Annotated in this window: 21 protein-coding genes; 9 read left to right on the top strand and 12 right to left on the bottom strand. The window is 37.2% G+C overall.

The window, feature by feature from the left end; translation table 11 throughout:
- Nucleotides 1-429 precede the first annotated feature (429 nt).
- Nucleotides 430-1716, top strand: coding sequence for a hypothetical protein (locus FRZ67_RS23025; protein ID WP_147192909.1), 1287 nt, complete (start codon nucleotides 430-432; stop codon nucleotides 1714-1716).
- A 142-nt stretch (nucleotides 1717-1858) separates the two neighbouring features.
- On the opposite strand, the gene FRZ67_RS23020 is transcribed toward FRZ67_RS23025, so the two are convergent.
- Nucleotides 1859-2518 (bottom strand): alpha/beta hydrolase family protein, encoded by a 660-nt coding sequence (locus FRZ67_RS23020; RefSeq protein WP_147192908.1) that lies wholly within the window; start codon nucleotides 2516-2518, stop codon nucleotides 1859-1861.
- 229 nt (nucleotides 2519-2747) lie between these two features.
- Between FRZ67_RS23020 and FRZ67_RS23015 the strand changes: the two genes are divergently transcribed.
- From FRZ67_RS23015 to FRZ67_RS23005, 3 genes are all read left to right on the top strand, one after another.
- The gene (locus FRZ67_RS23015; RefSeq protein ID WP_147192907.1) at nucleotides 2748-4331 is read left to right on the top strand and encodes a GMC oxidoreductase; all 1584 of its coding nucleotides are present in this window, start codon (nucleotides 2748-2750) and stop codon (nucleotides 4329-4331) included.
- 84 nt (nucleotides 4332-4415) lie between these two features.
- Nucleotides 4416-4745 (top strand): DUF1622 domain-containing protein, encoded by a 330-nt coding sequence (locus tag FRZ67_RS23010; RefSeq protein WP_147192906.1) that lies wholly within the window; start codon nucleotides 4416-4418, stop codon nucleotides 4743-4745.
- Nucleotides 4746-4930: 185 nt separating this feature from the next.
- Nucleotides 4931-6223: an amidohydrolase gene (locus FRZ67_RS23005; protein ID WP_147192905.1), complete on the top strand. Its 1293-nt coding sequence runs from the start codon at nucleotides 4931-4933 to the stop codon at nucleotides 6221-6223.
- Nucleotides 6224-6304: 81 nt separating this feature from the next.
- On the opposite strand, the gene FRZ67_RS23000 is transcribed toward FRZ67_RS23005, so the two are convergent.
- The 4 genes from FRZ67_RS23000 to FRZ67_RS22985 form a co-directional block, all read right to left on the bottom strand.
- Complete coding sequence (locus FRZ67_RS23000; RefSeq protein WP_147192904.1) at nucleotides 6305-6769, bottom strand: lipocalin-like domain-containing protein; 465 nt, start codon at nucleotides 6767-6769, stop codon at nucleotides 6305-6307.
- Between the two features lie 187 nt (nucleotides 6770-6956).
- On the bottom strand, nucleotides 6957-10946 hold the full coding sequence (locus tag FRZ67_RS22995; protein ID WP_147192903.1) for a T9SS type A sorting domain-containing protein: 3990 nt from the start codon (nucleotides 10944-10946) through the stop codon (nucleotides 6957-6959).
- Nucleotides 10947-11392: 446 nt separating this feature from the next.
- Complete coding sequence (locus FRZ67_RS22990; protein WP_147192902.1) at nucleotides 11393-12085, bottom strand: lysoplasmalogenase; 693 nt, start codon at nucleotides 12083-12085, stop codon at nucleotides 11393-11395.
- 25 nt (nucleotides 12086-12110) lie between these two features.
- Nucleotides 12111-13013: a hypothetical protein gene (locus tag FRZ67_RS22985; protein ID WP_147192901.1), complete on the bottom strand. Its 903-nt coding sequence runs from the start codon at nucleotides 13011-13013 to the stop codon at nucleotides 12111-12113.
- A gap of 91 nt (nucleotides 13014-13104) precedes the next feature.
- On the opposite strand from FRZ67_RS22985, the gene FRZ67_RS22980 reads away from it, so the two are divergent.
- Nucleotides 13105-13452, top strand: coding sequence for a hypothetical protein (locus tag FRZ67_RS22980; protein WP_147192900.1), 348 nt, complete (start codon nucleotides 13105-13107; stop codon nucleotides 13450-13452).
- A gap of 27 nt (nucleotides 13453-13479) precedes the next feature.
- Nucleotides 13480-13959 (top strand): FKBP-type peptidyl-prolyl cis-trans isomerase, encoded by a 480-nt coding sequence (locus FRZ67_RS22975; RefSeq protein ID WP_147192899.1) that lies wholly within the window; start codon nucleotides 13480-13482, stop codon nucleotides 13957-13959.
- A gap of 184 nt (nucleotides 13960-14143) precedes the next feature.
- On the opposite strand, the gene FRZ67_RS22970 is transcribed toward FRZ67_RS22975, so the two are convergent.
- The 3 genes from FRZ67_RS22970 to rimO all read right to left on the bottom strand — a co-directional run bounded on the left by FRZ67_RS22970 (nucleotide 14144) and on the right by rimO (nucleotide 16832).
- Nucleotides 14144-14923: an RMD1 family protein gene (locus FRZ67_RS22970; RefSeq protein WP_147192898.1), complete on the bottom strand. Its 780-nt coding sequence runs from the start codon at nucleotides 14921-14923 to the stop codon at nucleotides 14144-14146.
- 90 nt (nucleotides 14924-15013) lie between these two features.
- The gene (locus tag FRZ67_RS22965; protein ID WP_147192897.1) at nucleotides 15014-15373 is read right to left on the bottom strand and encodes a TfoX/Sxy family protein; all 360 of its coding nucleotides are present in this window, start codon (nucleotides 15371-15373) and stop codon (nucleotides 15014-15016) included.
- Between the two features lie 148 nt (nucleotides 15374-15521).
- A complete protein-coding gene (rimO, locus tag FRZ67_RS22960) occupies nucleotides 15522-16832 on the bottom strand; it encodes a 30S ribosomal protein S12 methylthiotransferase RimO (protein ID WP_147192896.1) in 1311 nt (436 codons plus the stop codon).
- A gap of 118 nt (nucleotides 16833-16950) precedes the next feature.
- Between rimO and FRZ67_RS22955 the strand changes: the two genes are divergently transcribed.
- On the top strand, nucleotides 16951-17229 hold the full coding sequence (locus FRZ67_RS22955; protein ID WP_147192895.1) for a hypothetical protein: 279 nt from the start codon (nucleotides 16951-16953) through the stop codon (nucleotides 17227-17229).
- A gap of 91 nt (nucleotides 17230-17320) precedes the next feature.
- On the opposite strand, the gene serA is transcribed toward FRZ67_RS22955, so the two are convergent.
- From serA to FRZ67_RS22935, 4 genes are all read right to left on the bottom strand, one after another.
- Entirely contained in the window at nucleotides 17321-18553 is a 1233-nt protein-coding gene (gene serA, locus FRZ67_RS22950) for a phosphoglycerate dehydrogenase (protein WP_147192894.1), read from the bottom strand.
- Nucleotides 18554-18633: 80 nt separating this feature from the next.
- Nucleotides 18634-18885: a type B 50S ribosomal protein L31 gene (locus FRZ67_RS22945; protein WP_147192893.1), complete on the bottom strand. Its 252-nt coding sequence runs from the start codon at nucleotides 18883-18885 to the stop codon at nucleotides 18634-18636.
- A gap of 198 nt (nucleotides 18886-19083) precedes the next feature.
- The gene (locus FRZ67_RS22940; RefSeq protein WP_147192892.1) at nucleotides 19084-19575 is read right to left on the bottom strand and encodes a YajQ family cyclic di-GMP-binding protein; all 492 of its coding nucleotides are present in this window, start codon (nucleotides 19573-19575) and stop codon (nucleotides 19084-19086) included.
- A gap of 214 nt (nucleotides 19576-19789) precedes the next feature.
- The gene (locus tag FRZ67_RS22935) at nucleotides 19790-22252 is read right to left on the bottom strand and encodes a TonB-dependent receptor domain-containing protein (protein WP_147192891.1); all 2463 of its coding nucleotides are present in this window, start codon (nucleotides 22250-22252) and stop codon (nucleotides 19790-19792) included.
- A gap of 301 nt (nucleotides 22253-22553) precedes the next feature.
- Between FRZ67_RS22935 and FRZ67_RS22930 the strand changes: the two genes are divergently transcribed.
- Complete coding sequence (locus FRZ67_RS22930; RefSeq protein ID WP_147192890.1) at nucleotides 22554-23519, top strand: TolB family protein; 966 nt, start codon at nucleotides 22554-22556, stop codon at nucleotides 23517-23519.
- Nucleotides 23520-23595: 76 nt separating this feature from the next.
- The gene (locus FRZ67_RS22925; RefSeq protein WP_147192889.1) at nucleotides 23596-24144 is read left to right on the top strand and encodes a GNAT family N-acetyltransferase; all 549 of its coding nucleotides are present in this window, start codon (nucleotides 23596-23598) and stop codon (nucleotides 24142-24144) included.
- The last annotated feature ends 3 nt before the right edge of the window (nucleotides 24145-24147 follow it).

Genomic DNA, 24147 nt, shown 5'->3' with positions numbered 1-24147 from the left:
TCATTGCACCGATTTCTTTAAGAAGAAGGCGGTGGTTCATGGCAAGAAGTTGATTTTTTAAAGATAGTAATCTAAGGAAAATAGGGAGAAGGTTCTTTTCAACAGATTTTACCGCATAGCGATATACAGTACAAGTGTGCGACGCAACAAAAGCTTAATAGATATACCGAAGCTGGTTACATAAAATCTCCCGCTGTTAAACACCACATAAAAAATGCGTACTTATACGCTTGACAGTACCATCCTTTAAAAAGTAATTTTGTCTTACAAAAAAATCTTTATCCTATTGCTGATTTATTTTAAAACGCTAACAATTTCCGCTAAGATTTAGAATTATACTCACCAGGAACATATTTATAAGCTTTATTGATTACAACGGAGTACGCCGAAAATCCGCAATTAAAGAGTAGGCAACAAAATTTAAATAAAATGGCTGACCAAATGGAAACACAAACTAATGATTGCTGCCCAAGTCTCGACAAAAAACAATTGTGTGAAATCATGCACTTCAACTATCGCCTTAACTACAGGCCCGAATCAGTTGATTTCCTGGAAAGATTTGCAAACTTCCCCGTAGGCATTGAATTGAAATTCAGTTTTACCTATAAACGTTGCCCCGGAGATTTGGTGCAGGGAGACCTTGTTTACACAAACACTCTATTACCCGGGGAAAGTGTAAAACTATTTACATCAGACAGGCGCTCGAAATTTACCTATGATTCTTCAAGTGCTTCTGCAAACCGCAATGTGCAATCGAGTGAAGAAAGTATGCAGGCACAACAAATGAGCGATACCATGTTTGATTTTGGAAGCAAAGACAGTGGTAACTCAAGCTATCAAAATAGCGCCCATGTAGACGGTCATGGTGATGCAGGTGTTGATATCCTTGGTTTTGGTGGCGAGGCAAACATGAGCGGCAACTTTAATTCATCAGGCAGTTCACAATTTGCAAGAGAGCTTACGCAGCACGCAGAATCAAAGCACAATGAAAGTGCAATGAGCACCCGTAAGGCAAATAGTATTTCTATTGGTGAATCAATTTCAAGGTCACATGCAGAAGGATCTTCTGAAGACCAGTATGAATCATCCTCACGTGAATTTAAAAATCCTAACCAGTGCCACGCATTAACCTTCCTGTTTTACCAGATAGATAAGACTTACAATATAGATTTTGAATTGGATAGTATTAGTATTCGTGTGTACAACAGGCAATCCGATAACACACGTATCTCTGCAAACCCTTATACACGCAGCAATGGCGTTGGTGTTCTATCAACACAGGTGCTTGCAACAAAAACAGATGCTGCGGTTGCAAACAGTAACATAAGTACCGGGCTTTTTACAAATCGCCTTGGTTTTAATCCTTCATTCACTTCTGCTGAAACCACTTTACCAAAATCAGTCATCACCGCAATAACTGATCTTGTACAGAAGGAATTAGCTGAAGAGGGTCTGTTAAACCCGGATGGTACCGTTTCTGATACTGCAAAAAAAGAGTACGGATTCCATACCCATATGGCTTTGCCAACACCTGGTGTTATGGTTAAAGGCTGTATGGATGATTGTGATATTTGCGAACCTGAAGTAAGAAAAGCAAGAGAGCTTGATTTGCAATACAAACATCTTCAAAATGAATTACTGAAGAAACAAATAGCATTGCTGGAAAAATCCCAGGAGTACCGTTGCTGCCCGGCCGCTTCTGTTGACGAAAATTAATTTAAAAAAATACAAGCAGTTTGTTTAAACCGGCGCCCTTATTCAAGGGTGCTTTTTTTGTTACAAGCATAAGTTTTCCATGGCATCAGTTGTTGCGTCGCACTCTTCAACTGTTTGTACTTATATCAATAAAACAACAAATTTATTTCTTCATTTTTTTCTTTACCCAGTTATGTGTTTCTTTTACCAATATTGACATAACATCTTTCTTACCTGCTTTAAAAGAATGATCTGCTCCCTCGATCTTCACCAACGTTGCACGTTTAAGCGAATTACAAAGGGGTTCAATCAAATTCCAGGTTGCCAGTTCATCTTTTGTGCCTTGCAAAAAAAGCATCGGTTGTTTTACATATTTCAAATGCTCTGCACGATCTATAGAAGGCTTGCCGGCCGGATGCAATGGAAAGCCATAAAAAATAATTCCCTTCACATCAACGTCACTATGCTCAGCCAAATATTGAGAACTCATTCTTCCACCAAAAGATTTACCTGCTGCAAAAAGCGGCAATGTTGGAAACAATTCTTTCGCTTTGGTAATTGCAGCATCAATTGTTTTATGCGCAACAGGAGGTCTATCTGCCGGACCTTTTTTCTTTTCCATAAAAGGAAAATTAAAGCGCAATGTTGCAATGCCTGTTTCCGCCAGTGCGTTTGCCAGTTCCAACATAAAAGAATGATTCATGCCTGCGCCGGCACCATGTGCCAGTGTTATGATGCAAACAGCATTTTCCGGAAGAATATATTCAGCAGAGACATTTCCAATTTCAGGTGAAACCTGCAGTACTAATGATTGTGTATTCATACGGCCGTATTAGATTTTAAAAATACTGTCTTTATTCATATTGCTGGATTTTAAACAGATCATATGTTCAACAAATTTTAAAACGTACAAGTGTGCGACGCAACAACTGATGCCATAAAATACTTTCAGCCCGGCTCATAATAATTCTACTCTTCGTCATACATCTGACAAATGATTTTTTGCCTTTATCGTCTATTTGCACTTATCACTTAATACTTACAACTATTATATGAACAATCATTACGACATAATCTTCATTGGCACAGGCAGCGGTGGCAGCACCATGGCTTATAAACTTGCACCAAGTGGAAAAAGAATATTGATACTGGAGCGTGGCGGATTTATTCCGAAAGAAAAACAGAATTGGGATGCACACGAAGTGGTTACCGTGGGTCGCTATCGTCCGCATGAAGAATGGCTGGATGAAAATGATAAACCATTTAAACCTTTTATTCATTACAATGTAGGCGGCAACAGCAAAATGTATGGCGCTGCACTGTTCCGTTTTCGTGAAAGTGATTTTGAACAGGTGCAGCATTATGGTGGCACATCGCCGGAGTGGCCAATAAAGTATGATGCGTATGAACCATACTACAGTATTGCGGAACAGTTGTACAGCGCGCATGGCAAACGCGGTGTTGACCCAACTGAGCCTTGGGCAACAAGTGAGTACCCGTTGCCGCCTCTTTCTTATGAACCATTAATAAAGGAGTTGAATGAAAAGCTTGAGCTGCTTGGGTTGCAGCCATTCCCGTTGCCAATGGGAATAAAATTGCCGCAGGATTTTACACAAACAGAATCTCCGGTAATGTTAGAAAATTTTGATGGCTTTCCTGATCCGACGGATAGTAAAGCTGATGGTCACACGATGGCATTAAGACCTGCACTTCAACATAAAAATGTTACACTTATTACACATGCATACGTTGAAAAATTAGATACAGATGCAAGCGGTAAACGTGTAAATAAAGTACATGCAAATATTCATGGAGAGAAAATAATTTTTGATGCAGACATTGTTATTGTTGCATGTGGCGCTGTTAATTCTGCAGCATTAATGTTGCGCAGTGCAAACGAAAAACATCCGGATGGTTTGGCAAATTCAAGTGGACAGGTTGGAAGAAATTTAATGCTGCATCACAATGGTTGTTTGGTTGCATTTCTTAAAGACAAAATAAATGATTGTGTGTTCCAGAAAAGTTTAGGCATTGCAGATTTTTATCATGGTGCAGAAGATAGTGATTTTCCGTTGGGAGAAATTCAATTGATGGGAAGAAATGATGAAGACACGATACTGTGGCTAGCAGAAAAAATTTATCCGGCTAAATCTTATGACGAATTAAAACAAATGACATTGGATTTCTGGTTAACATCAGAAGATCTTCCAAGCCCTGAAAACCGCGTGCAGCTTACAAAAGAAGGGCAAATAAAAGTCTATTACAAAAGGAACAACTACACAGCATACGAAAGGTTGAAAGATAAATTGAAAGAAGTACTTGCAAAAGTTGGAAAGCTTGATGATCGTTTTGCAGACATTCGGTGGGCAGGATATGATTTGGATGTAAGTGGCATGAGTCATCAGAATGGAACAATGCGTTTTGGGACTGATCCGCAAACTTCAGTGCTTGATTTGAATTGTCGTGCGCATGATGTAGAAAATCTATATGTTGTTGATGCAAGCTTTTTTGTTAGCTGCGGCGCATTCAATCCTTCGCTTACTATTGCGGCAAATGCATTGCGTGTTGGAGATCATATTCTGAATGATGTATTGAAAATAAATATAGCTATGGAAATGGAAACAATAAATAGGTAAAAAAAATTCTCATAGGCATAGTTGGAACGGTGATTTGGAGATTGTCCCGTAAGGTTAACGGGACTTTCTTATAAAATAAAGTTCATGGAAGAAATTGCAAAAGAAATAACGATCAATGTAAGTCACGCTGTAGAAATTCTTGCAGCGGTAATTATTGGTATAGCTGTTATAAAAACATTACTCAATTATTTTTCGTTATTAAAATCTTCAAAGATCTCCAAAGAAGAAATTCGCGTGCAGTTTGGAAGCTCAGTGGCTGTATCTCTAGAATTGTTGCTTGGTGCAGACGTGCTTGCAACTGCGGTTGCGCCAAGCTGGGATGACATTGGCAAACTAGCTGCTATAGCGGTTTTGAGAACAGCATTAAATTATTTTTTAGAAAAGGAATTGAAACATATGCATGTAAAGATGTAGTCCATTTTGAACCAGACAATGATATTTCAATTAAACTTTTGTTGCGTCGCACACTTGTACTTTTTGTTCATTTTCATCAAAGAACAAAGCGTTGAAGTGTGCGACGCAAGGATGTTTAATAGCAGTACATAAGTTGAGTACATAAATATCTTCATTCAATAAATAAGAATGGTTATTTTTATTTCATGAAGCAAGCAATCATTCTGTTCTTAATACTCCCCTCTTTTGCACATGCGCAAACAAATGAAGCAGCATTAAATGAAAATGTAAAAGCTATTATGCCAAAAGTGGTGGAATGGCGCAGATATTTTCACCAGAATCCAGAACTCTCTAACCGTGAATATAAGACAGGTGCATTTGTTGCAGATTATTTAAAATCATTAGGGCTTGAAGTAAAATATCCTGTTGCAAAAACAGGTGTTGTAGCTATATTAAAAGGTGGCAAACCCGGACCGGTCATAGCTTTGCGGGCAGACATGGACGCATTGCCTGTTACAGAAAGAAATAATCTTCCTTTTAAATCCGTTGTTACAGATACGTTCAATAATCAAACAGTGGGCGTAATGCATGCATGTGGTCATGACTCTCACATGGCAATGTTAATGGGGACTGCAACGGTGTTGAGCAAGATGAAAAAAGATATACAAGGCACTGTAGTGTTTTTATTTCAACCTGCAGAAGAAGGCGCACCTGCAGGTGAAGAAGCAGGCGCACCATTGATGGTGAAGGAAGGAGTATTAGACAATCCGAAAGTTGAAGCAGTATTCGGTTTGCATATCATGACCTTTGTTGAAGCGGGAACGGTTGCGTATAAACAAGGTTCAATAATGGCATCCTCAGATTGGTTCACGATTACGGTAAATGGAAAAGGAAGTCATGGTTCGCAGCCATGGAAAGCAATTGACCCAATTGTAACTGCCTCGCAAATAATACAAGGTTTGCAAACTATTGTAAGCAGGCAGGAAGATATTACCAAAGCGCCGGTTGTAATTAGCGTGGGCAGCATTAACAGCGGCAACCGGCCAAATATTATTCCTGAAAAAGCTGTGCTGACAGGCACCATTCGTACACTTGATAATGAAACAAGAAAAGATGTTTTTGAAAGAATAAAAAGAACAGCGCAATCAATTGCTGCAAGCCAGGGAGCAACTGCAGATGTGAGCGTTGATGAAAAAACATTGGTAACGTTTAATGATTCATTGCTTGTAACCCGCACGCTGCCTGCATTACAGGCTGCTGCAGGAAAAGATAACGTTAAAGCAATAAACTGGATAACAGGTTCTGAAGATTTTTCTTATTTCAGCACAAAAGCGCCTGCCTTCTTTTTCTTCATTGGTGGTTCACCAAAAGGAACTGATCTTACAAAAGCACCTGCGCATCACACAGCAGATTTTTTTATAGATGAAAGTGGTTTCGATGTTGGCGTAAAAGCTTTCTGCGAAATTGTTTTTAATTATGCAAATAGTAAAAAGCAGTAAGGAAATTTTTATATACTAAACTGTAGAATATTATTAAGCTTTTGTTGTGTCACTCACTTGTACGCTTAGTTCATTACTCAGTTATTTAACACGAACATACTTTTCAATATTTATCCTGTTCACACCAATACTGTCGATCTTTTCAATGCCTTGCTGAACAAGTGTATCGTTGTTTATAGTAACAGTGAAATGAAAATCATTTCCCTCCCACTGCCTGTCGTTGCAGTATTCGAGATGTTCTGTGTAAGTGCTATCATTCAATTCATATTTTCCACCGCCTGATGAATAAAACGCTGCTGAATCTTTTCCTTTCGTAAGATCATGACCCATAAAAGCAAAGTGTGAATCATTAATCACTTTTATAAAAGATTTTCCAGCTGTATAATCGGTAACAGTAGAATCATTTTTTTCTATCGTGATTCCTGTAATTAATTTCCAGGTGCCCTGAATAGGAATATCTTTTTCAGGTATATTTTCTTTTTGTGTAGCAGTACTGCAAGAGACTATAGTTGCGCTTATTATTATAGCTGTGATTTTTGCTTTCATTTTTAATTTTTGGAAGTTGATATAAAAATTTTTATACAATATATGCATTGAGATTTATACTTTAACAACTATATATAAAGACATAAAAGAGTAGGTAGCTGGCATAATAATAAAGGGTTTCAGTTTATAAAACTAAAACCCTTTACTATACCATTTTCTATCCTTTTAGAATTGCGTAATTGAAAAATTATTCCACCATAAAGCTGCTACTGAAATTAACCGTTTCACCAATTACTTTTACAACATACACACCAGCTTTAATATTAGCCGGTAAAATCATATTTTGTGCTGCTGATCCGCCGTCATGCCGGATGAGTTTATCAGATACCTGTTGTCCCAGGTAATTATAAATAGCCAGCTGGTATTTTCCGGCAGGAACATTGTTGAGCTTAACATTTAGCTGGTGATTGCGCACAGGATTCGGGTAAATCATTACAAAAGTATTTCCACCGGCTACATTTACAGAAAGTACACCAGAATAAATTACTCTGCCGTCTTTATCAATTGCTTTTATGCGATAGAAGTTGTTACCCTTAACCGGGTTATTATCAATAACACTGTAATTATTAATAACCTTGCCATTATTAAGTGCATTAACAGACGTAATTTTTGTAAAACTGAATGCATCAACAGAACGTTCAATTTCATAACGATTAATATTAGTCTCATTCAATGCTGACCAATCAATTGAAATACCGCTCTCTTTTTGATATGCTTTTATATTGGTAAGGGAAACAGGCAGAATAATATTACCAAGATTTACCACCGAAAATCTTGAAAAAGTATCAATACCATTTGTTACTCCTTTAGGGTCTGCACTAACCCCTCTCGTATACAATCCAAAAATTTCGGATCCATCAGCAGTACCAGTATAGTCTGGTACATCTGAAGAAGGAGCAGTTGCTACATTAATGAAATCATTATTGTAGTCTTCCTGCACAAAACGGGGATCGGACCAAAGGAAGCCATCTTCTATTTCGTCATTTTGTGCAGACCCAAATGGATAAGCACCATAGTTCCTTTTAGTAAAATACAATTTCATGGTGGCTTCGGTGCCACCCTTGGTTCCTTCACGAACATACCAGATACGATTAACCCTTGGCCCTGTAGTATTGCCAATATCCCCTTTGCCAACAACTACAGTAAAATCATCTGTTGTGCTGTTGTTCATATTTAATGCCATCCTGTTAGCAGAATTAAAATCAGTACCAATGGGAAACATCATGTCTGTATTTCCACTAACATTATTTATACGGAACCCATTGCTACCTGTTGGTGTAATTTCCACTCCACTTGAGTTACAGGTACAGATATAACTATTACTATAGGATGCTGGATATGTAATCGTACTACCTGCACCTGTGTTTAACCATGTAACTAAATTATTATCGGATGCCATGACACCTCTTATCAGCACAAAACTTTTTGTATTTAATGCACTTGCCATTGTTAAGCTGCCACCTGTTCCGGAAGTGCCACGGTTTATAGTAAATGTATTAATGTAGTTGGCGCCGGTTGTTAATTTCAAAGCACCAGCACTTGTATTAGCAGTACCGCCAACTGAAACAAGTGTTGTTGAAGTTGAGCTTGCACCTGCCTGGAATGAACCTGTAGAAGCTGGATCAAGATACCCGTTTATATAAAGGTTGCCAGAAAAAATTTCTACAGGAACTGTTCCATTATGAAGTAAGGCACCATTGATTACCATATTAGAGCCTGGCGCGTTTGTACCAATTCTAATAAGCGGTGCACCGGAAATTGTAACAGATGCTCCAGTGGCTATTTCCAGGTCATTGGTTACAGAAGTTGCATCGTCAATATTGAAAGTAAAGTTTCCATCGATTGTTGCAGAAGAACCTGTAATTATAAAAGCTCCACAACCTGTGGTGTTGGTTATTTTACCGGAAAATCCGCTTGGGCTTCCCAACCCATCCCTGAAATATTTTGTTCCAAGATTTACAAAGCGAATATTAGTAGCATTACCCGTAGTTACTTCTACCTTTCCGTTAAAAGTTACGTTATTATTTCCACCGATATCACCAGGATTTGCAGTAATTCTAAAGATTGGTTTATCTGTTGCGGCGCTGCTTGGGAAATATGTTACAGCCCCTGCTGCACTTCCGCCTGCTTCAAAAGCACTTGCCCCCTTATTCCATTGAAATATGGCACCTGTTTTAAAAAGAACATTTGTTTGTCTTGCAAAGTCATCACTTTGACTGGGAGCGGCATTGTCATCTACTCTAACAATACCGCCATTATTTATTACAACTGATGCACTTGCATTTACTGCAGGCCTGGTTCCGTTAAGTACATATGTGCCATTAATTGTGAATGTGGCTGTAGCATTCGCTATTGTAAGAGACTTTCCATTTGTATGCGATAAAACAGCTCCCGATTCTATTACCAAAACTCTAGCTGTTATAGTACTATCTATTGTAACTGTAGTGCCAGTTTTAATTGTTATACCTTTTGTAGTACCATTAGTGGGGAAGAGTGTTGCTGTATGCCAGGTTGTATTATCGGTTGACGATTCCCAGGTAGAAGTTGTAGTCCAGTTACCATTTACTTTTGCACTTCTAAAATAATCACTAGCAAGACTATTGAATACTGTATTTACAATTGTTTGAGCATTGCCGCTGTACGGTGCCGCAGAAATAATCTGATTACTTAAACTTATGTTTGCATTGCTGCTTATAGAAAGTGTAATGAACCTACCAAAAGTAGGTATAGCCACTACATCTCCAACTAAAAGATATCTTGTAGCAGCAGTAATACCTGTTTCACCTGAGATGCTGAAGGTCATTGTAGCGCTGTATGGGACACTGCCTGAAACAACAACATCACCACCTGAATAATCACCACTGGCATCCACATCTTTTACAATTTTAAAATTGTACATATCAGCTCCTGTAACAGTGCCTGATGCATCAATTGTAACGCTCGTAAAGCCCGTTAGAGAAGTGCTGCCTGCAGGTGTTACTTCAAAACCGAAAAGGGCATTATCAGTAGTGCTTTGCCCTATATTGGAAGCTGCAGGTGTACCTGTATTTGAAAGAGAAACGCCTGCAATAATTGTTTGATCATTTGACGCACTAACAGGATCGGTACCTACTTTGACAGGCACAGTTGAAAAATAAATGTTTGAAAAAGCTGTGCTGGTTATATTGATCGTACTGCCTATGGTTGCTGAACCTGAAAGATCTGCAGTTACAATAATATATTTAGCTGAACCTGTTGCTATTGATGTATTTAAACTTGTAAAACTAACTACACCACCGCTGGCAACAGCTGCCTGTGCCGTTCCTATTTGTGTTGCGCCACTTAAAGAGTTTGAACTGTTGATATATAGTTTGAAAGGTGTTGTTGCCAGATCACCGGTAGTATAAGTGCCTCCTGTATTTACGGTAAGACTAGATAATGTTACAGCAGAAAACAAAGGCTGAACACTAAAACTCTGGAGTATATTATTTGTTGTTGCCGGATAAATATTTCCCGCCGCAGGACCCGCAGCTGCAATATTTACTTGTGGAATAACTGGTGTAAAAGTTACATCATCCCAACCTAAATTATCACTGTTTTTACCTCCTGCATGTATAAACCTAATGTATATATAATAGCCATTCGGTATATTAATTGATGATATAGTTTGGGAAAGGCTTGCCCCTGTTGGTGATGAAATATTTGCAGTAGCATCACTAAAAGTCAACGAGCCAAATTGAGTAAATCCAGTTGTACCAGCAACAGGAAAAGTTGCGGATGAGCTTATTTCATAATACACTTGCACATTTGGGGACGCAGATCCTGATTTAAACATTTTTGCAATAAATGCAAGTGTAAATGTCGTAATACTGTAATTGGTATTATTCTGTAATTTCCAAGTTGCATTTACATTAGTTACTCCATTAATTCCTAAAAAAGACAGGTTATCAGATCCATACCATCCACCCGTTGAACCTGTTGTTTGGTTTGTACCATTAAAAACCGTACTTCCTAATAAATCCCAATTGGAATTTGGACCCGGTGAAGTTCCCAAGTAGCCTGTAAAAGATTCTGTAACAGGAGCAGTGCTTGTTATACTTACTTGTGCGCTAATCTGCACATTATTAAAAAGCATTCCTACAAAAAACAGGGAGAAAACAATTTTTTGAATTCTTAGTTTAGGTACAATTTTTATCATGGTCGGGCCATTTTATTTTTTAAAAGGATACAGTTATGGCTCAACACAGAATTTTGGAATTGAAAAACTATTATAAGCGGGAAATGTTATAACGAAGGAGTGGCATTAGGGTACTTCAACACATTGTCAATTTAATGCTAACCTTTTGTTATTGACTTTCACTTGTAGTTTATGACCAAGGGTACAAACTTTTACCGCGTAAAGTTATATTTTTTTACTATACGTGACTACTCTTTTGGCATCTTAAGCTTAATTTATTTTCATTAGCTTTTTGATGTTTAACTGATTGCTTTTAATAGTAGCACACGCATAAAAAGAGTTTATGTAGAATAAAGTTATAGTGTAAAAGTGTGCGACGCAACCGGGCTAAATAGTATTGGCACAGCCGGGTACATAAAAATCAAAAAATAGCACCTGCATCAACGTTCCTGAGAGGGTTAATAAAACTATTTTTTCAAAAAACGCATCACCCCAAGGTATAGCAGGAAAAGGGCTCCGGCATAAGTAACCATGACCAGAATATTCCCATACCTAAATGTTATAGCAAACTTATATAACGCAAGAAGAGAGTCTGATAAAATAAAAAGAACCGCGCCAGGAATAAAAAAATACCTGGAAAGTTTTTGAATGCTTTTATTATTTATAGTATGAACAGCCGCGATAAGCATAAGGCCAAGAATAAACGCATATACTACTACCGGTATCTGAAGATTCTGAAGGGTTACATCCTTCCAGATAAGAAATAAAAGCACCCCAACATAACTAAATACCAGTGCGCTGATACCAGAAAGGAAAAGCCTGTATTTATTTGAAATTTTTTTCAGTCGCAAAAAGAAAACAATAAAAAACAAATGCGCCAGGAGAAATGAACTTAACCCTAATATAAAATAACTCTTATCATCGTCGCTCAGCAGGAAGAAATCTCCGAGAAAACAAAAGAAAAATGCAAGTGTAGTAATGACTTTTGATTTACGGTGCTTTGTTTCCTGTGACGTAGTATATATACCAATAAGCAATATAGGAACGAGTAAGGTTTTTGTATAAATCCTGTATTCATGCAGCCCTTCAGTCATCAGTATGCAATCTGCAACAAGGAAAGTCCAGAATAATATGGCTAATATAAGTTCCGAATTTTTCATGCATTATTTTTATGACCGGCATTTATTAAAGAGGCCTTATTCTTATTTTTCTGCTTAATAATTTCTGGAGAGAATCCTTCATTATTGCAGTATCTGCAGCACTGAGCCTGTATTTGAAATAAAGCGTATATACTGTTACAGAGTCCCTTTTTATGCTATCAACTGCGGAAGGATGTCCAAATGATCTTAAGGTATTCACACGATCATATGCTCTTGCAGAAGATGTTGTTGTTTCGTAAATAAATTTATAAGATGCAGAGTCATTTACTGCAACTGCAATGCTGTCTTTTGTTTGCAGGCTGTCTGTTTTTATTGCAGTGCTGTCTTGTAAAGGCTTTAGTGGAGGAGCAGTCTGCGTTGCAGTGTCTGCAATAGTTTGTGTTTGTGCGGATGTGTTATTTTTGTTCACAAATAATTTATAAGTTCCCCAACCTATTACACCCAGTACACCCAATATAATTATAAGTGCAAAAAACATTAATAAGTTTTTATTGGAAGAATTCTTTACGGCAAGCGGCGAATCAATTCCTGACTTTTGTTTTTTACTGCTTTTTGTTTCTTCTCTTTTGTACGTATATGTCTCATCAAAAGCAGCAAACTCATATTCGCCTGATTTACCCAATTTAAAAATACCAACACCCTCCATTTCGTAGGGCTTCCCAATATTTATAAACTGCCGCATCAACTCCACGAATGATTCAAGGTCTGAATTGATCAATACTTTGCTTTTACCGGTTTTACCAGCTATAAAAGTTGCAAGCTCTGGTGTGGTAACGGCTCTTTTACTAACTGTAAAGTGTATAGAAGTTTTTGAAATCGGTTGGTCGGGAGATACAGTACTGTCAAGAACAAGTTCGCCTATCTTTTCAAAAGATACAGACTTGTATTCGTAGAGATAATCCCTTATAAGCGCGTCGTAATGGTTCACTTTTTTGACCTGAAAATACAGCTTTTAAAATCACAAATCATAAATTTCAAAGAAATGAATTTTTATACCTGTGTAAACTTAATTTTGTGGCATGTTATCCACGCAGGATGAAGCCTTTATTCAATACTGGGAAAAGAACCGCGACAGAGAAAAAAAATTGTTACGCCAGCTTTTTATTGGCCTGCCACTTGGCCTTTTGATATCAGGCGGTATTTTGCTTTCCCTTGATCTTGGCTGGTATACACGGGCCAATATGGTAGCAAACAGCCAAATGAATCCTTATGTATTAATAATTGCAGTTGCAGCCATAGCTATATTTACCGCAATCTTTTACAAAAAATACAAGTGGGATATGAATGAACAGCATTACCGCGAATTACTTTATAAAAAGCAGCAACAGCAAAAAGCAGAATCTGCAGATGCAGCCAAACAACCTTAAAGACTGTCTTTTACAAAAACAAACAACATGAAGAAATTGCCTGTGATCGTTCTGCTTATGATTTTATTTTATAGTTGTGGAAAATCTAATACCAACAGCATGTGTACCAATGTTGCCCCCTCTTCGGAAGCATCTACTATGGCCGCATTTTGTGTAAGCAATTCTATAACCTACCAGACAGATGATAATGGGATCTTTTACCAGATAATTGAACCCGGAACAGGCGCACCACCGGATCTTAATGATACTGTGTATGTGCTATATACCGGAACTTATCTTAATGGAACAGTGCTTGATGAGCAACAGACAACTCCTTATGCAAGTATATTAAATGGTTTTATTGACGGCTGGAAATTAGGTCTGCAAAAAATAGCGAAAGGCGGAGAGATAAAAATGGTTATCCCCTCTTCATTGTGTTATGCATGTACAGGTATTCCCGGTGCTGTACCACCCAATACCATTTTATATTTTGATGTAAAACTTACCGATATAAAACCTGCACCATAATTTTTTTTGAGCCCGGCTGTATATCTTTTACTGATCGTTCCTTGCGTCGCACACTTGTACTTTGTACTGCTGTGCATCATATACGAACAATGTATTTACCTGTTGATTAACGATAAAAGCGCCGCAGTGTGCGACGCAAGTAAAGCTAAATAGCAAAAAAAAGACGAGCCCAAAAAACATTCTTTTATCTGAATATTTTTTCAATAAAAAGATTGATAACTTCCACAAAGATCAGGATGATAATGATCCATTCCAGCACAATGCTATTGCGGTATTGAAGCAGGTCTTTAAACAGTTCGAGGTTCTCTTTTACAATACCAAGCCCCTCTTGTATGGTACGGAAACGCGATTGCAGATCGAATGTTTTTTTGAGGCCGATATCAAGCCTGTTAAGGTTTTCATCTTCCCATGTTTCTTCGGGTGAATCAAAAATATAAAGGTTCTCAGCTATCCTGTTTTTGAGGTTGAGTGTGCGGCCAATATATTTTTTTAAGTTAATACCACTCAGGTCGAGCTTGCCTTTCTTCTCCAGTATCTGTGTATGATAATTTGTTTCTTCGAGTAGGATATTTGTTTGCTGGCTGTAATGGTCCAGTGCAACAGACTGCGATACATTAAGCATGATGAGCCGGAAAGATTCTACATCTGCGCTTTCCAGTTCAATTTTATTGTAACCGAGTTTATACCTGTTTGCATTGGTTTCTATATCAAATTCATCATTCAATCTTTCTTCCTGCATGTTTCTGCAATATGGTGTTATAACCTGTATAAAAGCTGTAGACTCTACTTCGTTGTAACCAAGAAAACATACAATACCATACTTAAAAACGTAAATAAATTTTTGTGTGGCCATACGATAAAACAATTCATCAGAATCTTCATGATAAATTTCTGCCGTAAATGCAGTTTTAAATTGTTTTATATCTATACTATCTGCTATCTGGAAGGATACTACTTTTAACATGCAGGTTAGTTATGTGTCTAAGTTAAGGCTTTATAATAAAGAGAAGAATTCTGTTATAAGTAAAGTGTTACAGACACTTTATTTCACATTTTAGTTATTGCTTTTTTTGACCTTTTTCTTCGATTGCTTTGCAACAGGATTATAATCGAGTGCCAGTTTTACCCAATATTCTAATTGTTTTTTTGATTGTAATTCAGCGGAGCTGACGAAAACAAAGCCTCTCATTACTTTACCGTTGTGCACCATTGGCTCGCAACCATTTTTCGAAATTACATCATCATTTTTTTCCGGATCTATTCGAACCATTATTCTTTCCGGCTTAACAGCCACACACATTTTATCATTAACCATAAAACATATTCCACCGAATGCTTTCTTCTCTCCCACATTATCATGCGTTACTTCAATGATCTCTCTTACGCGGTTCAGTAAAGTCTCCTCTGCTAACATGTATAAGAATTTATGCAAACTCAAATTACAAAAAAGGAATAAAAAAAGAGAACGATGGTTCTCTTTAAAATTAAACTGTTGCAAACTGATCAGAACGCTGAAGTGCTTGCGACGCAACAGGCGATGCCATTTATTCTATAGCATAGTATTATAAAATCACTTCTCCTTCCAAATCATAATCATACGCTTTAGTGATCTTTACATTTACAAACTCACCAACAGGCAATTTTTTTGTGGAGTGAATTACCACTTCATTATCTACTTCAACACTATCGAACTCAGTGCGGCCAAGATAGCGGCCAGCTTCCTTTTTGTCGATAATTACTTTAAATACCTTACCTACCTTTTCTACATTCTTTTCATAACTTATTTCCTGCTGCAGTTCCATGATCTCCTGTGCACGTGCCTGCTTTTCTTCCGCAGGCACATCATCAATTAAAGCATAACCACTCGTTCCTTCTTCATGACTGTAAGTGAAAATGCCGACACGATCAAAACGCATACGTGTAAGAAAATCTTTGAGCTCTTCCACATCTTCTCTTGTCTCGCCAGGGAAACCTGCTATTAAAGTTGTGCGCAAACAAATGCCCGGATTCTTTTCACGAATAGCTGCAATCAATTCTTCCATTTCCTGTCTTGTGCTTTGGCGCTTCATTGCTTTCAGCATGTTATTGCTTGCATGCTGCAAAGGCATATCAAGATAGTTACAGATATTGCTGCGCTCACGCATAACATCCAACACTTCAAGCGGAAACTTATTGGGGTAAGCATAATGTAAACGAATCCATTCAATTCCTTTTACATCAGCCAGTTTATTCAATAATTCTGCAAGCATTCTTTTCTTGTAAAGATCGAGACCATAATAAGTAAGTTCCTGCGCAATAAGCATGATCTCTTTAACGCCACGCCGGACAAGGCTCTCGGCTTCTTTAACCAAATCTTCCATCGACCTGCTGACATGCGCACCACGCATTAAAGGAATTGCACAGAATGCACAGGTTCTGTTACAACCTTCACTGATCTTTAAATAAGCATAATGTTTTGGTGTGCCAAGCATGCGTTCACCAAGCAACTCACTTTTATAATCAGCATCAAATTGTTTTAAAATGAGTGGTAATTCAAGAGTGCCAAACCACGCATCAACTTCTGGAATTTCCGCTTCAAGATCGCTACGGTAACGTTCACTTAAACAACCGGTAACATAAACTTTGTCAAGTTTACCTTTCTTTTTTAATTCAACCTGGTCGAGAATAGTATTTACGCTTTCTTCTTTTGCCTTGTCAATAAAACCGCAAGTATTTACCACAACTATGTTATGATCAAGTTTACTGTTCTCATGCACCACATCAATTTCATTTGCTTTCAGCTGGCCACTCAGCACTTCACTATCCACCAGGTTTTTACTGCAACCAAGTGTTATAATGTTCACCTTATCTTTTTGTAATGTTCTTGATTTCATAATAAGGTTGCAAAGTTATGTTTTTACAGGAAGAGTTTATTGGCACCTATGCCTTTAATTGGCGCAGTTATTGAATTCTTTTGAATGAAACAGATCTTTTAAACTTAAAAGTATTCATATGAAACAGTTAATTAAAGGTTCAGGCTTTAAAGCTCTTTTTACGAGCATTATGATATTAATATATCAGTTCACACAGGCACAGGAATCACCAAAAGTAGAAGTAAACAATACAGATGTGGGCACCTGGATTGGCCAGAACTGGATTTGGGTTGTTGGAATCATTGCTTTACTGATTATTATACTTATAGCAAGTGGGGGAAAGCGCAGCTCTAAAACCACGACCATCCGCAGAGATGATGGAAAAACAACAACAATCACTACGGAAAAAGTAGATTAAATAAATCACAAGGCATGTGGAAAATGGGTAAATCATACCACATAATAAAAGGACGCCAAAAGCGTCCTTTATATTTTATTGTAATAATTATTTAGTAAAGTATCCTCACCTTAATCGTTTCTTTCACATCTCTCAATAATTCTAAAGCCTGTTTGGAAAGTTTCTTATCTACATCTAAAACCACGTACCCAATTTCATTATTTGTTTGTAAATACTGACCAACAATATTGATGTGATGACTTGCCAGTTCTGTATTAATTGCACTCAATACACCCGGTACATTTTTGTGAATATGTAATATTCTATGTGCACCTTCTACCGGTGGCAGGCTGATTGCAGGCACAGTATGCGAGCCATAAGTGATTCCTTTCTCGAGATAATTGAAAAGTTTTGCACTTACATCATCACCAATATTTTGCTGTGCTTCTTCAGTTGATCCACCAATATGTGGGGTAAGAATCACATTGCTTAATCCTTGTAATGGTGTTTCAAATTTATCTCCATTTTTTTCAGGTTCCCATGGAAATACATCTATTGCTGCACCTCCAAGTTCGCCTTCCTTCAATGCTTTTGCCAATATAGCAAGATCAACAACTTCTCCCCTGGCATAATTAATAAGAATTGCGCCTTTCTTAAAATGTTTGATATTGCCCTTATTAATAAGATTCTTTGTTTGTGCTGTTTCAGGTACATGCAGTGAAACAATATCCGCAGCATTTAAAAGCTCTTTCAGGCTCCTGCAGGAAGCTGCATTACCCAAAGGCAGTTTGGTTTCCACATCATAAAATAAAACTTTCATACCAAGCGCTTCTGCAAGTACACTTACCTGGCTGCCAATATTTCCGTAACCTACCAAACCTAACGTTTTACCGCGCAATTCAAAACTGCCTTTTGCTTCTTTATTCCAAAGACCTTCATGCGCAGCTTTGTTCTTATCCGGTATGCGGCGTATCAACATTATAGAGAGCCCAATCACCAGTTCTGCAACACTTCTGGTATTACTATAAGGAGCATTAAAAACTACAATTCCTTTTTTGGTTGCTGCTTTTAAATTCACCTGGTTTACACCAATACAGAAACAGCCTATTGCCTGCAGTTTGGTTGCTGCTTCCAAAACTTTCTCTGTTATCTGTGTTTTGGAACGAATACCCAGCAAATGCACATCTTTCACTTCCTTTATCAATTCTTCTTCGCTTAGTGCACCGCCGATCTTTTTTACATTGGTATAACCGTTTTGCTTAAAGTGCTGCACAGCTTTGTCGCTGATATTCTCCAAAAACAGGATCTTAATTTTTTCTTTGGGGTAACTTGTAAGTTGGCTCATCGTTGTTGTTGCTTGCTAAAGGATTATATAAAGCAAAATCCCCCCGTTTTTTACTGCGGAGGGATTTTAATATCAGAAGGTTATTTTTTCTTTTCGTAACGCTTCTTGAATTTGTCGATACGTCCCGCAGTATCTACCAGTACATTCTTACCGGTATAAAATGGATGCGATGTATTCGAAATTTCCAGCTTTATCAGCGGGTATTCATTACCATCTTCCCATTTAATTTTTTCTTTGGAACCGCCTGTAGAACGACCAAGAAATGCATGACCGTTGCTCATGTCTTTGAAAACAACAAATTTGTAACTTTCCGGATGGAGACCTTTTTTCATTTTTATGATTTTAGGCTGCACGGATTTTGCCGTACAATTTAAAAATTGGAGCGCAAAGATAAGTTCGGGAAGGTTTTAAACCAAATTGAATTTAAAGTAAAGCAATTATGCGCCCAACATCCTGTTTCCTATGGCATCTTTGGTTGCGTCGCACACTTCAGGTTTTTGGAACTTATGGCAACAATTGCCCCCGTTTATTTACGATTTCATATTGGTAAACTGAAGCGGGAAGGCAAGGTTAGCTCCTCTCAGCATGGCAATAACTTCCTGCAGATCATCTATTTTTTTGGCAGTTACGCGTACTATCTCATCCATTATTTGTGCCTGCACTTTTAGACCTGAATCTTTTATAAGCTTTACGATCTTCTTTGCATCATCCTGTTTTAAACCATTGGTTACGGATACTTCTTTCTTTACCACTTTACCACTGGGGTAAGCATCTTTTTCAAAGTTGAAGGCATTACCATCGATGCCCTGTTTTATAGCACGGCTGATAATAACATCAATGACCTGTTTCATTTTCATATCGCTTTCTACTTCTATGTTTACGATATAGTCTTTTTTATTGAGCTCTATGGAAACATGCGAGTCTTTAAAATCGAAACGATTACTGATCTCTTTCTTTACAGTGTTGATTGCGTTATCTAAAGTTTGAAGATCAACTTTACTGGCAATATCAAATGATGGCATGGCAAAAAGTTTATAATTGATAATTGATAGCCGGCAAAAATACAAATGTGCATTGACTGATGTAACAGTAAGACGCTAAATTGTTGAATAGAATTACTGAATGTACAAGTGAGTGACACAACAAAACCTTAATAGCAGCACCGCAGCTAAGTGCATAAAATAAAAAGCCCCGGTAGAAACCGGGGCCGGAATTATAATGCACATGAGAAAAATTTTACTGCTGACCACCAGTATTTACGCGGCTCTTTTCGTCATCGGCACCTGTATTATGACGACGTGGAGCCGGATTATTTACTTTGCCAAAACGATACGTAAACGAGATGATAGCCCTGCGGTTATCCCAATAACTATGTATTTGTGTGTAACCTTTGTTAAGATCGGTGCTTCCCCTGAAACTCATAAGATAAAAGGGATCGCGGAGATTGAGACGGATGGAACCTTTGTCTTTCAAAATTTTTTTGCCGCCGCCTACTGAAAACATTCCCATCGGTAATGAAAGAATGGCGCTGCTTTCTAAATTTTTGCCACGGTAAAAACCACTAGCCTCTGCAGACCATCCTTTATTAAACGTAAACTGACTGCTCATATTGGCTGTGTAAGAAGTAAGGCCAAGATCAATCTGCTCACCGTCAATAGTTCCTTTGTAATGGTTATTGAATACATTAGCGAAAACGTTTATTGACCACCACTTCGCCAGTTTTGTATTATAACTAACGGCTAAACCAATGTTTTTATTGGACGCTATATTTTGCTTGGTTTGATAAGTAGTGTAGTTAGAATCGCCGGGTTCACGTTTTGTTATCAATACATCATTAATGATATCTGAAACAGTTGTATAGTTTGCTGATATATTTAAGGCGCCTTTATAATTATAACTTAGTTCAAAGTTATGACTGAATTGTGGCTGAAGATCCGGGTTTCCCTGGCGATACGTATATCGATCAAGCTGGTACTGGAACGGGTTCAGATCCTGGTAGCCCGGCCTTTCTATTCTTCTGCCATATGACAAACCAAAAGTGTTGTTATCATTCAGATTATAACTGAAATATGTGGTAGGAAAGAGTTTGGTATAATTCTTTTTAAAAGCAATCTCTTTTGAAACCTGATTGCCTTCTGCTATGGTTTGTTCTGCACGTAAACCGAGCTGTATACCAAATTTCTTTATTTGTTTTTGTAAATTGATATAAGCTGCATTGATGTTTTCTTTATAAATAAAATGATTGCTTCTTGTTTCATCATTTTCCCATTTACCGGTACCAGCGTCATAAATGGTGTATTGTGCATCATTATCAGTTTTTACATAACTGAATTTTACGCCAGCTTCGAGTGTTGCATTTTTCTTTAAAGGTTGCTTATAATCTGCTTTGAAGCTGTAGATATCGATGTTTGCAGGGAGGTAACCATTTAATAAAAAGGGGTCTTCTGATAAGTCTCCGTCAGAGTTGTACAAATAGTTATTGGAATATTGTTTGCCTTTTGTTCTGTATAAAATATAATCTGCATCTACTGATAATTCTTTTCCAGAGGTATCTAATTTCTGCTGCAGGTTAACATTAAACCCAACATTCGTCCATGGATCGTGTGTTTCTGAGTTTGCATCATTGTATTGTACAAAACGATGCAGGCTATCATAAATATTCGCAGTGCCTGTAGAAGTAAAACGATCATTATCAAGATAACTCGTCATTGCCACGCCAACAGTTGTATTCTTGCCGGCAAAATAATCTGCACCAAGTTTAAAGTTATGGGGCAAGCCTTTATACTTTCCATAAGTATGCTGCTCACTATATCTGTTAAATGCAGAATCCCTGCCTTCTCTTAAACTCCTGTTTATATAAATATCATTAAACCCCAACCAGTACGAATTTCCATACATACCATAAATATTAGTCTTCCCTTTGCGCCAGTTGAAATTGATATTATTAGTATTCTTAAAATATTTTGCAATAATAGCGCTGGTAGAAAAGCTGCCATTTAATCCATTGTTTACATTCTTTTTTGTCTTGATATTAATGATGCCTGTGTTACCTGCTGCATCATATTTTGCAGAAGGCTGCGTCATTATTTCTATCTGGTCAAGCTGATTGGAAGAAAGATTTTTCAGATAATTTGTCAGATCCTGCCCGGATAGATAAGATGGTTTACCATCAATAAATATTTTCACGCCCTGCTTTCCTTTCAAGCTTATCTCACCATCATTATTAACTGTAATGCCCGGAGATTTTTCTAAAACCTCTAATGCGGATAAACCAGTATTGGTTGGCGATGCTTCGACATTTACAATCGTTTTATCAATTTTATTTTCAATCAATGGCCTTGTTGATTTTACACTCACACCTGCTAAAGAAGCTGATGCATTGCTCATTACAAAATCTGCGTTTACTAATTTTTTGTCATCACTTACAACTATTGATGTGTAAGACTTTTGATACCCCACTGCATCAGCGCTCAATAAATAGTTACCATTGTTTACGTGTTCAAATTCAAATAACCCATTCTTATCTGTAACCTCCATTTTTATTAAAGAAGAGTCTTTTGCTTTCAGCAATGATATAGTCGCGGCCTCGATTACTTTCTTATCAGAAGAGATAATACTACCGGAAATTTTTCCAATAGTTTGCGCAAATGAAGTTGTAGCAATAAAAGCAGGGACAATGAACAGGTATATTTTTTTCATAACAGTATTTGGTGATTAATTCTACGTCCGATTTCGTAGAGCTAAGATGAACATTAGCACTTAAGCTAAAAATGCAAAATTGGACAAACGGAAGTTTTAAAATATTATCGGAAACCGTTCATCAAGCATCTATGATAAACGGAAAATAGATAGTGATGAATGAACGGTTTAAATAAATAATTCCTGATACTTTTATTACTAAATTTTTTTTGAACCGGACTAATAAATAAGCTTAACCTTTTGTTGCGTCGCACACTTATACGTCCTGTTCTTTATTCAACAAACAAAAACACTCTTACTCATGAGATCAAAATTTACTTTCACAACTATTATACTTTTTTGTTGCAACATTCTTTTAAAGGCACAACAGGTAACATATCCAGGCAAAGAATTGCCCGCAGATACAGCTAAGATTTTTGCAAAAGGAATTTTATCTGATGGTTTAAGCAACCGCGATTTCACCATCTCCCCTTCCGGTGATGAAATATTTTTCACTTTACAGGGGCAAAAATTTTCGAGCAGTACCATATTGTATATGCACAAAGAAAATGGCAAATGGTCTGCACCCGAAGTTGCTCCATTCTCTGGAATGTATCGTGATCTTGAAGCAACCTTTACAACAGATGGAAAAACAATTTTCTTTTCTTCAGACAGGCCAACAAGTGAGCAGGATTCTACAAACGATTTTGATATCTGGAAAGTAATTAAAACAAATAATAGTTGGGATGCTCCTGAACATTTGGGTTCTATAGTTAATTCTGATAAAGATGAATTCTATCCTTCATTAACAAAAAACGGCGATCTCTATTTTACTGTAGAAGCTGAATACGGAAAAGGCAAAGAAGACATTGTAATGTGTACATACAAAAATAGTATGTATGAAAAGCCTGTTAGCTTACCTGAAGCAATCAATAGTGCGGGTTATGAATTCAATGCATTTGTAGATCCGGATGGAAAATATATTTTATTTACAGGTTATGGCAGAAAAGATGATATGGGCAGAGGCGATCTGTACATTTCAAGAAAAGATTCAAATGGAAACTGGTTACCTGCGGAACATCTACCAAAAGGAATAAATTCCGCAGATCTGGATTATTGTCCTTTTATAAGCTGGGATAAAAAAATATTATTTTTTACTTCGAACAGGTCAGCTAAAGAATTATCTCTTCATGGTAAACAGGATTATGCAACATTGAAAACTTTATTAGGCTCCACAGGTAATGGTTTGGATGATATTTATTGGATAAAATTGGATCTTAATAAATAAGCGAAAAATCAGCACCACTTTATTTCAACTATCTACTATTTTGCTATTTGAGGAAAATAGATATAAATCTAATTTAATGAACGCGACTATAGTAAAAACAGATGATGAACTAAAACAGATCGTGGAGCTTTCACACGAAAATCATAGAATGAATGTTCCCGAAATTGAAAAGCGAAAAGAAGGTTTTATTTCCTGGGAATATTCTTATGAATTACTTAAGCAAATGCACAAACTGCATCCCAGCATTATAGCTAAAGATGACGATAAACTTGCGGGGTATGCCCTTGTGGCATTAAAAGAAGCAAAGGCTTTTCATAAAGATCTTGCAACGATGATCAATAACCTGGAGGCCATAATATATAATAATAAAAAACTGTCTGATTACCGCTATTACGTAATGGGACAGGTTTGTGTAGATAAAGATTACCGAGGAAAAGGTGTTTTTGATATGCTCTATCAACACCACAAAACTGTTTTTAAAAACATGTTTGATTTTGTGGTTACAGAAATTTCTGTCAGTAACTACCGATCTATAAGGGCGCACGAAAAAGTTGGTTTTAAAACCATTTATTCTTACAAAGACGCAATGGACGAATGGAATGTAGTATTGTGGGACTGGCAATGAGCA

Origin of the sequence: Panacibacter ginsenosidivorans (genome assembly GCF_007971225.1) — a bacterium.
In the GTDB taxonomy this organism is placed as follows: domain Bacteria; phylum Bacteroidota; class Bacteroidia; order Chitinophagales; family Chitinophagaceae; genus Panacibacter; species Panacibacter ginsenosidivorans.
This window is presented reverse-complemented; position numbering and strand designations above follow the sequence as displayed.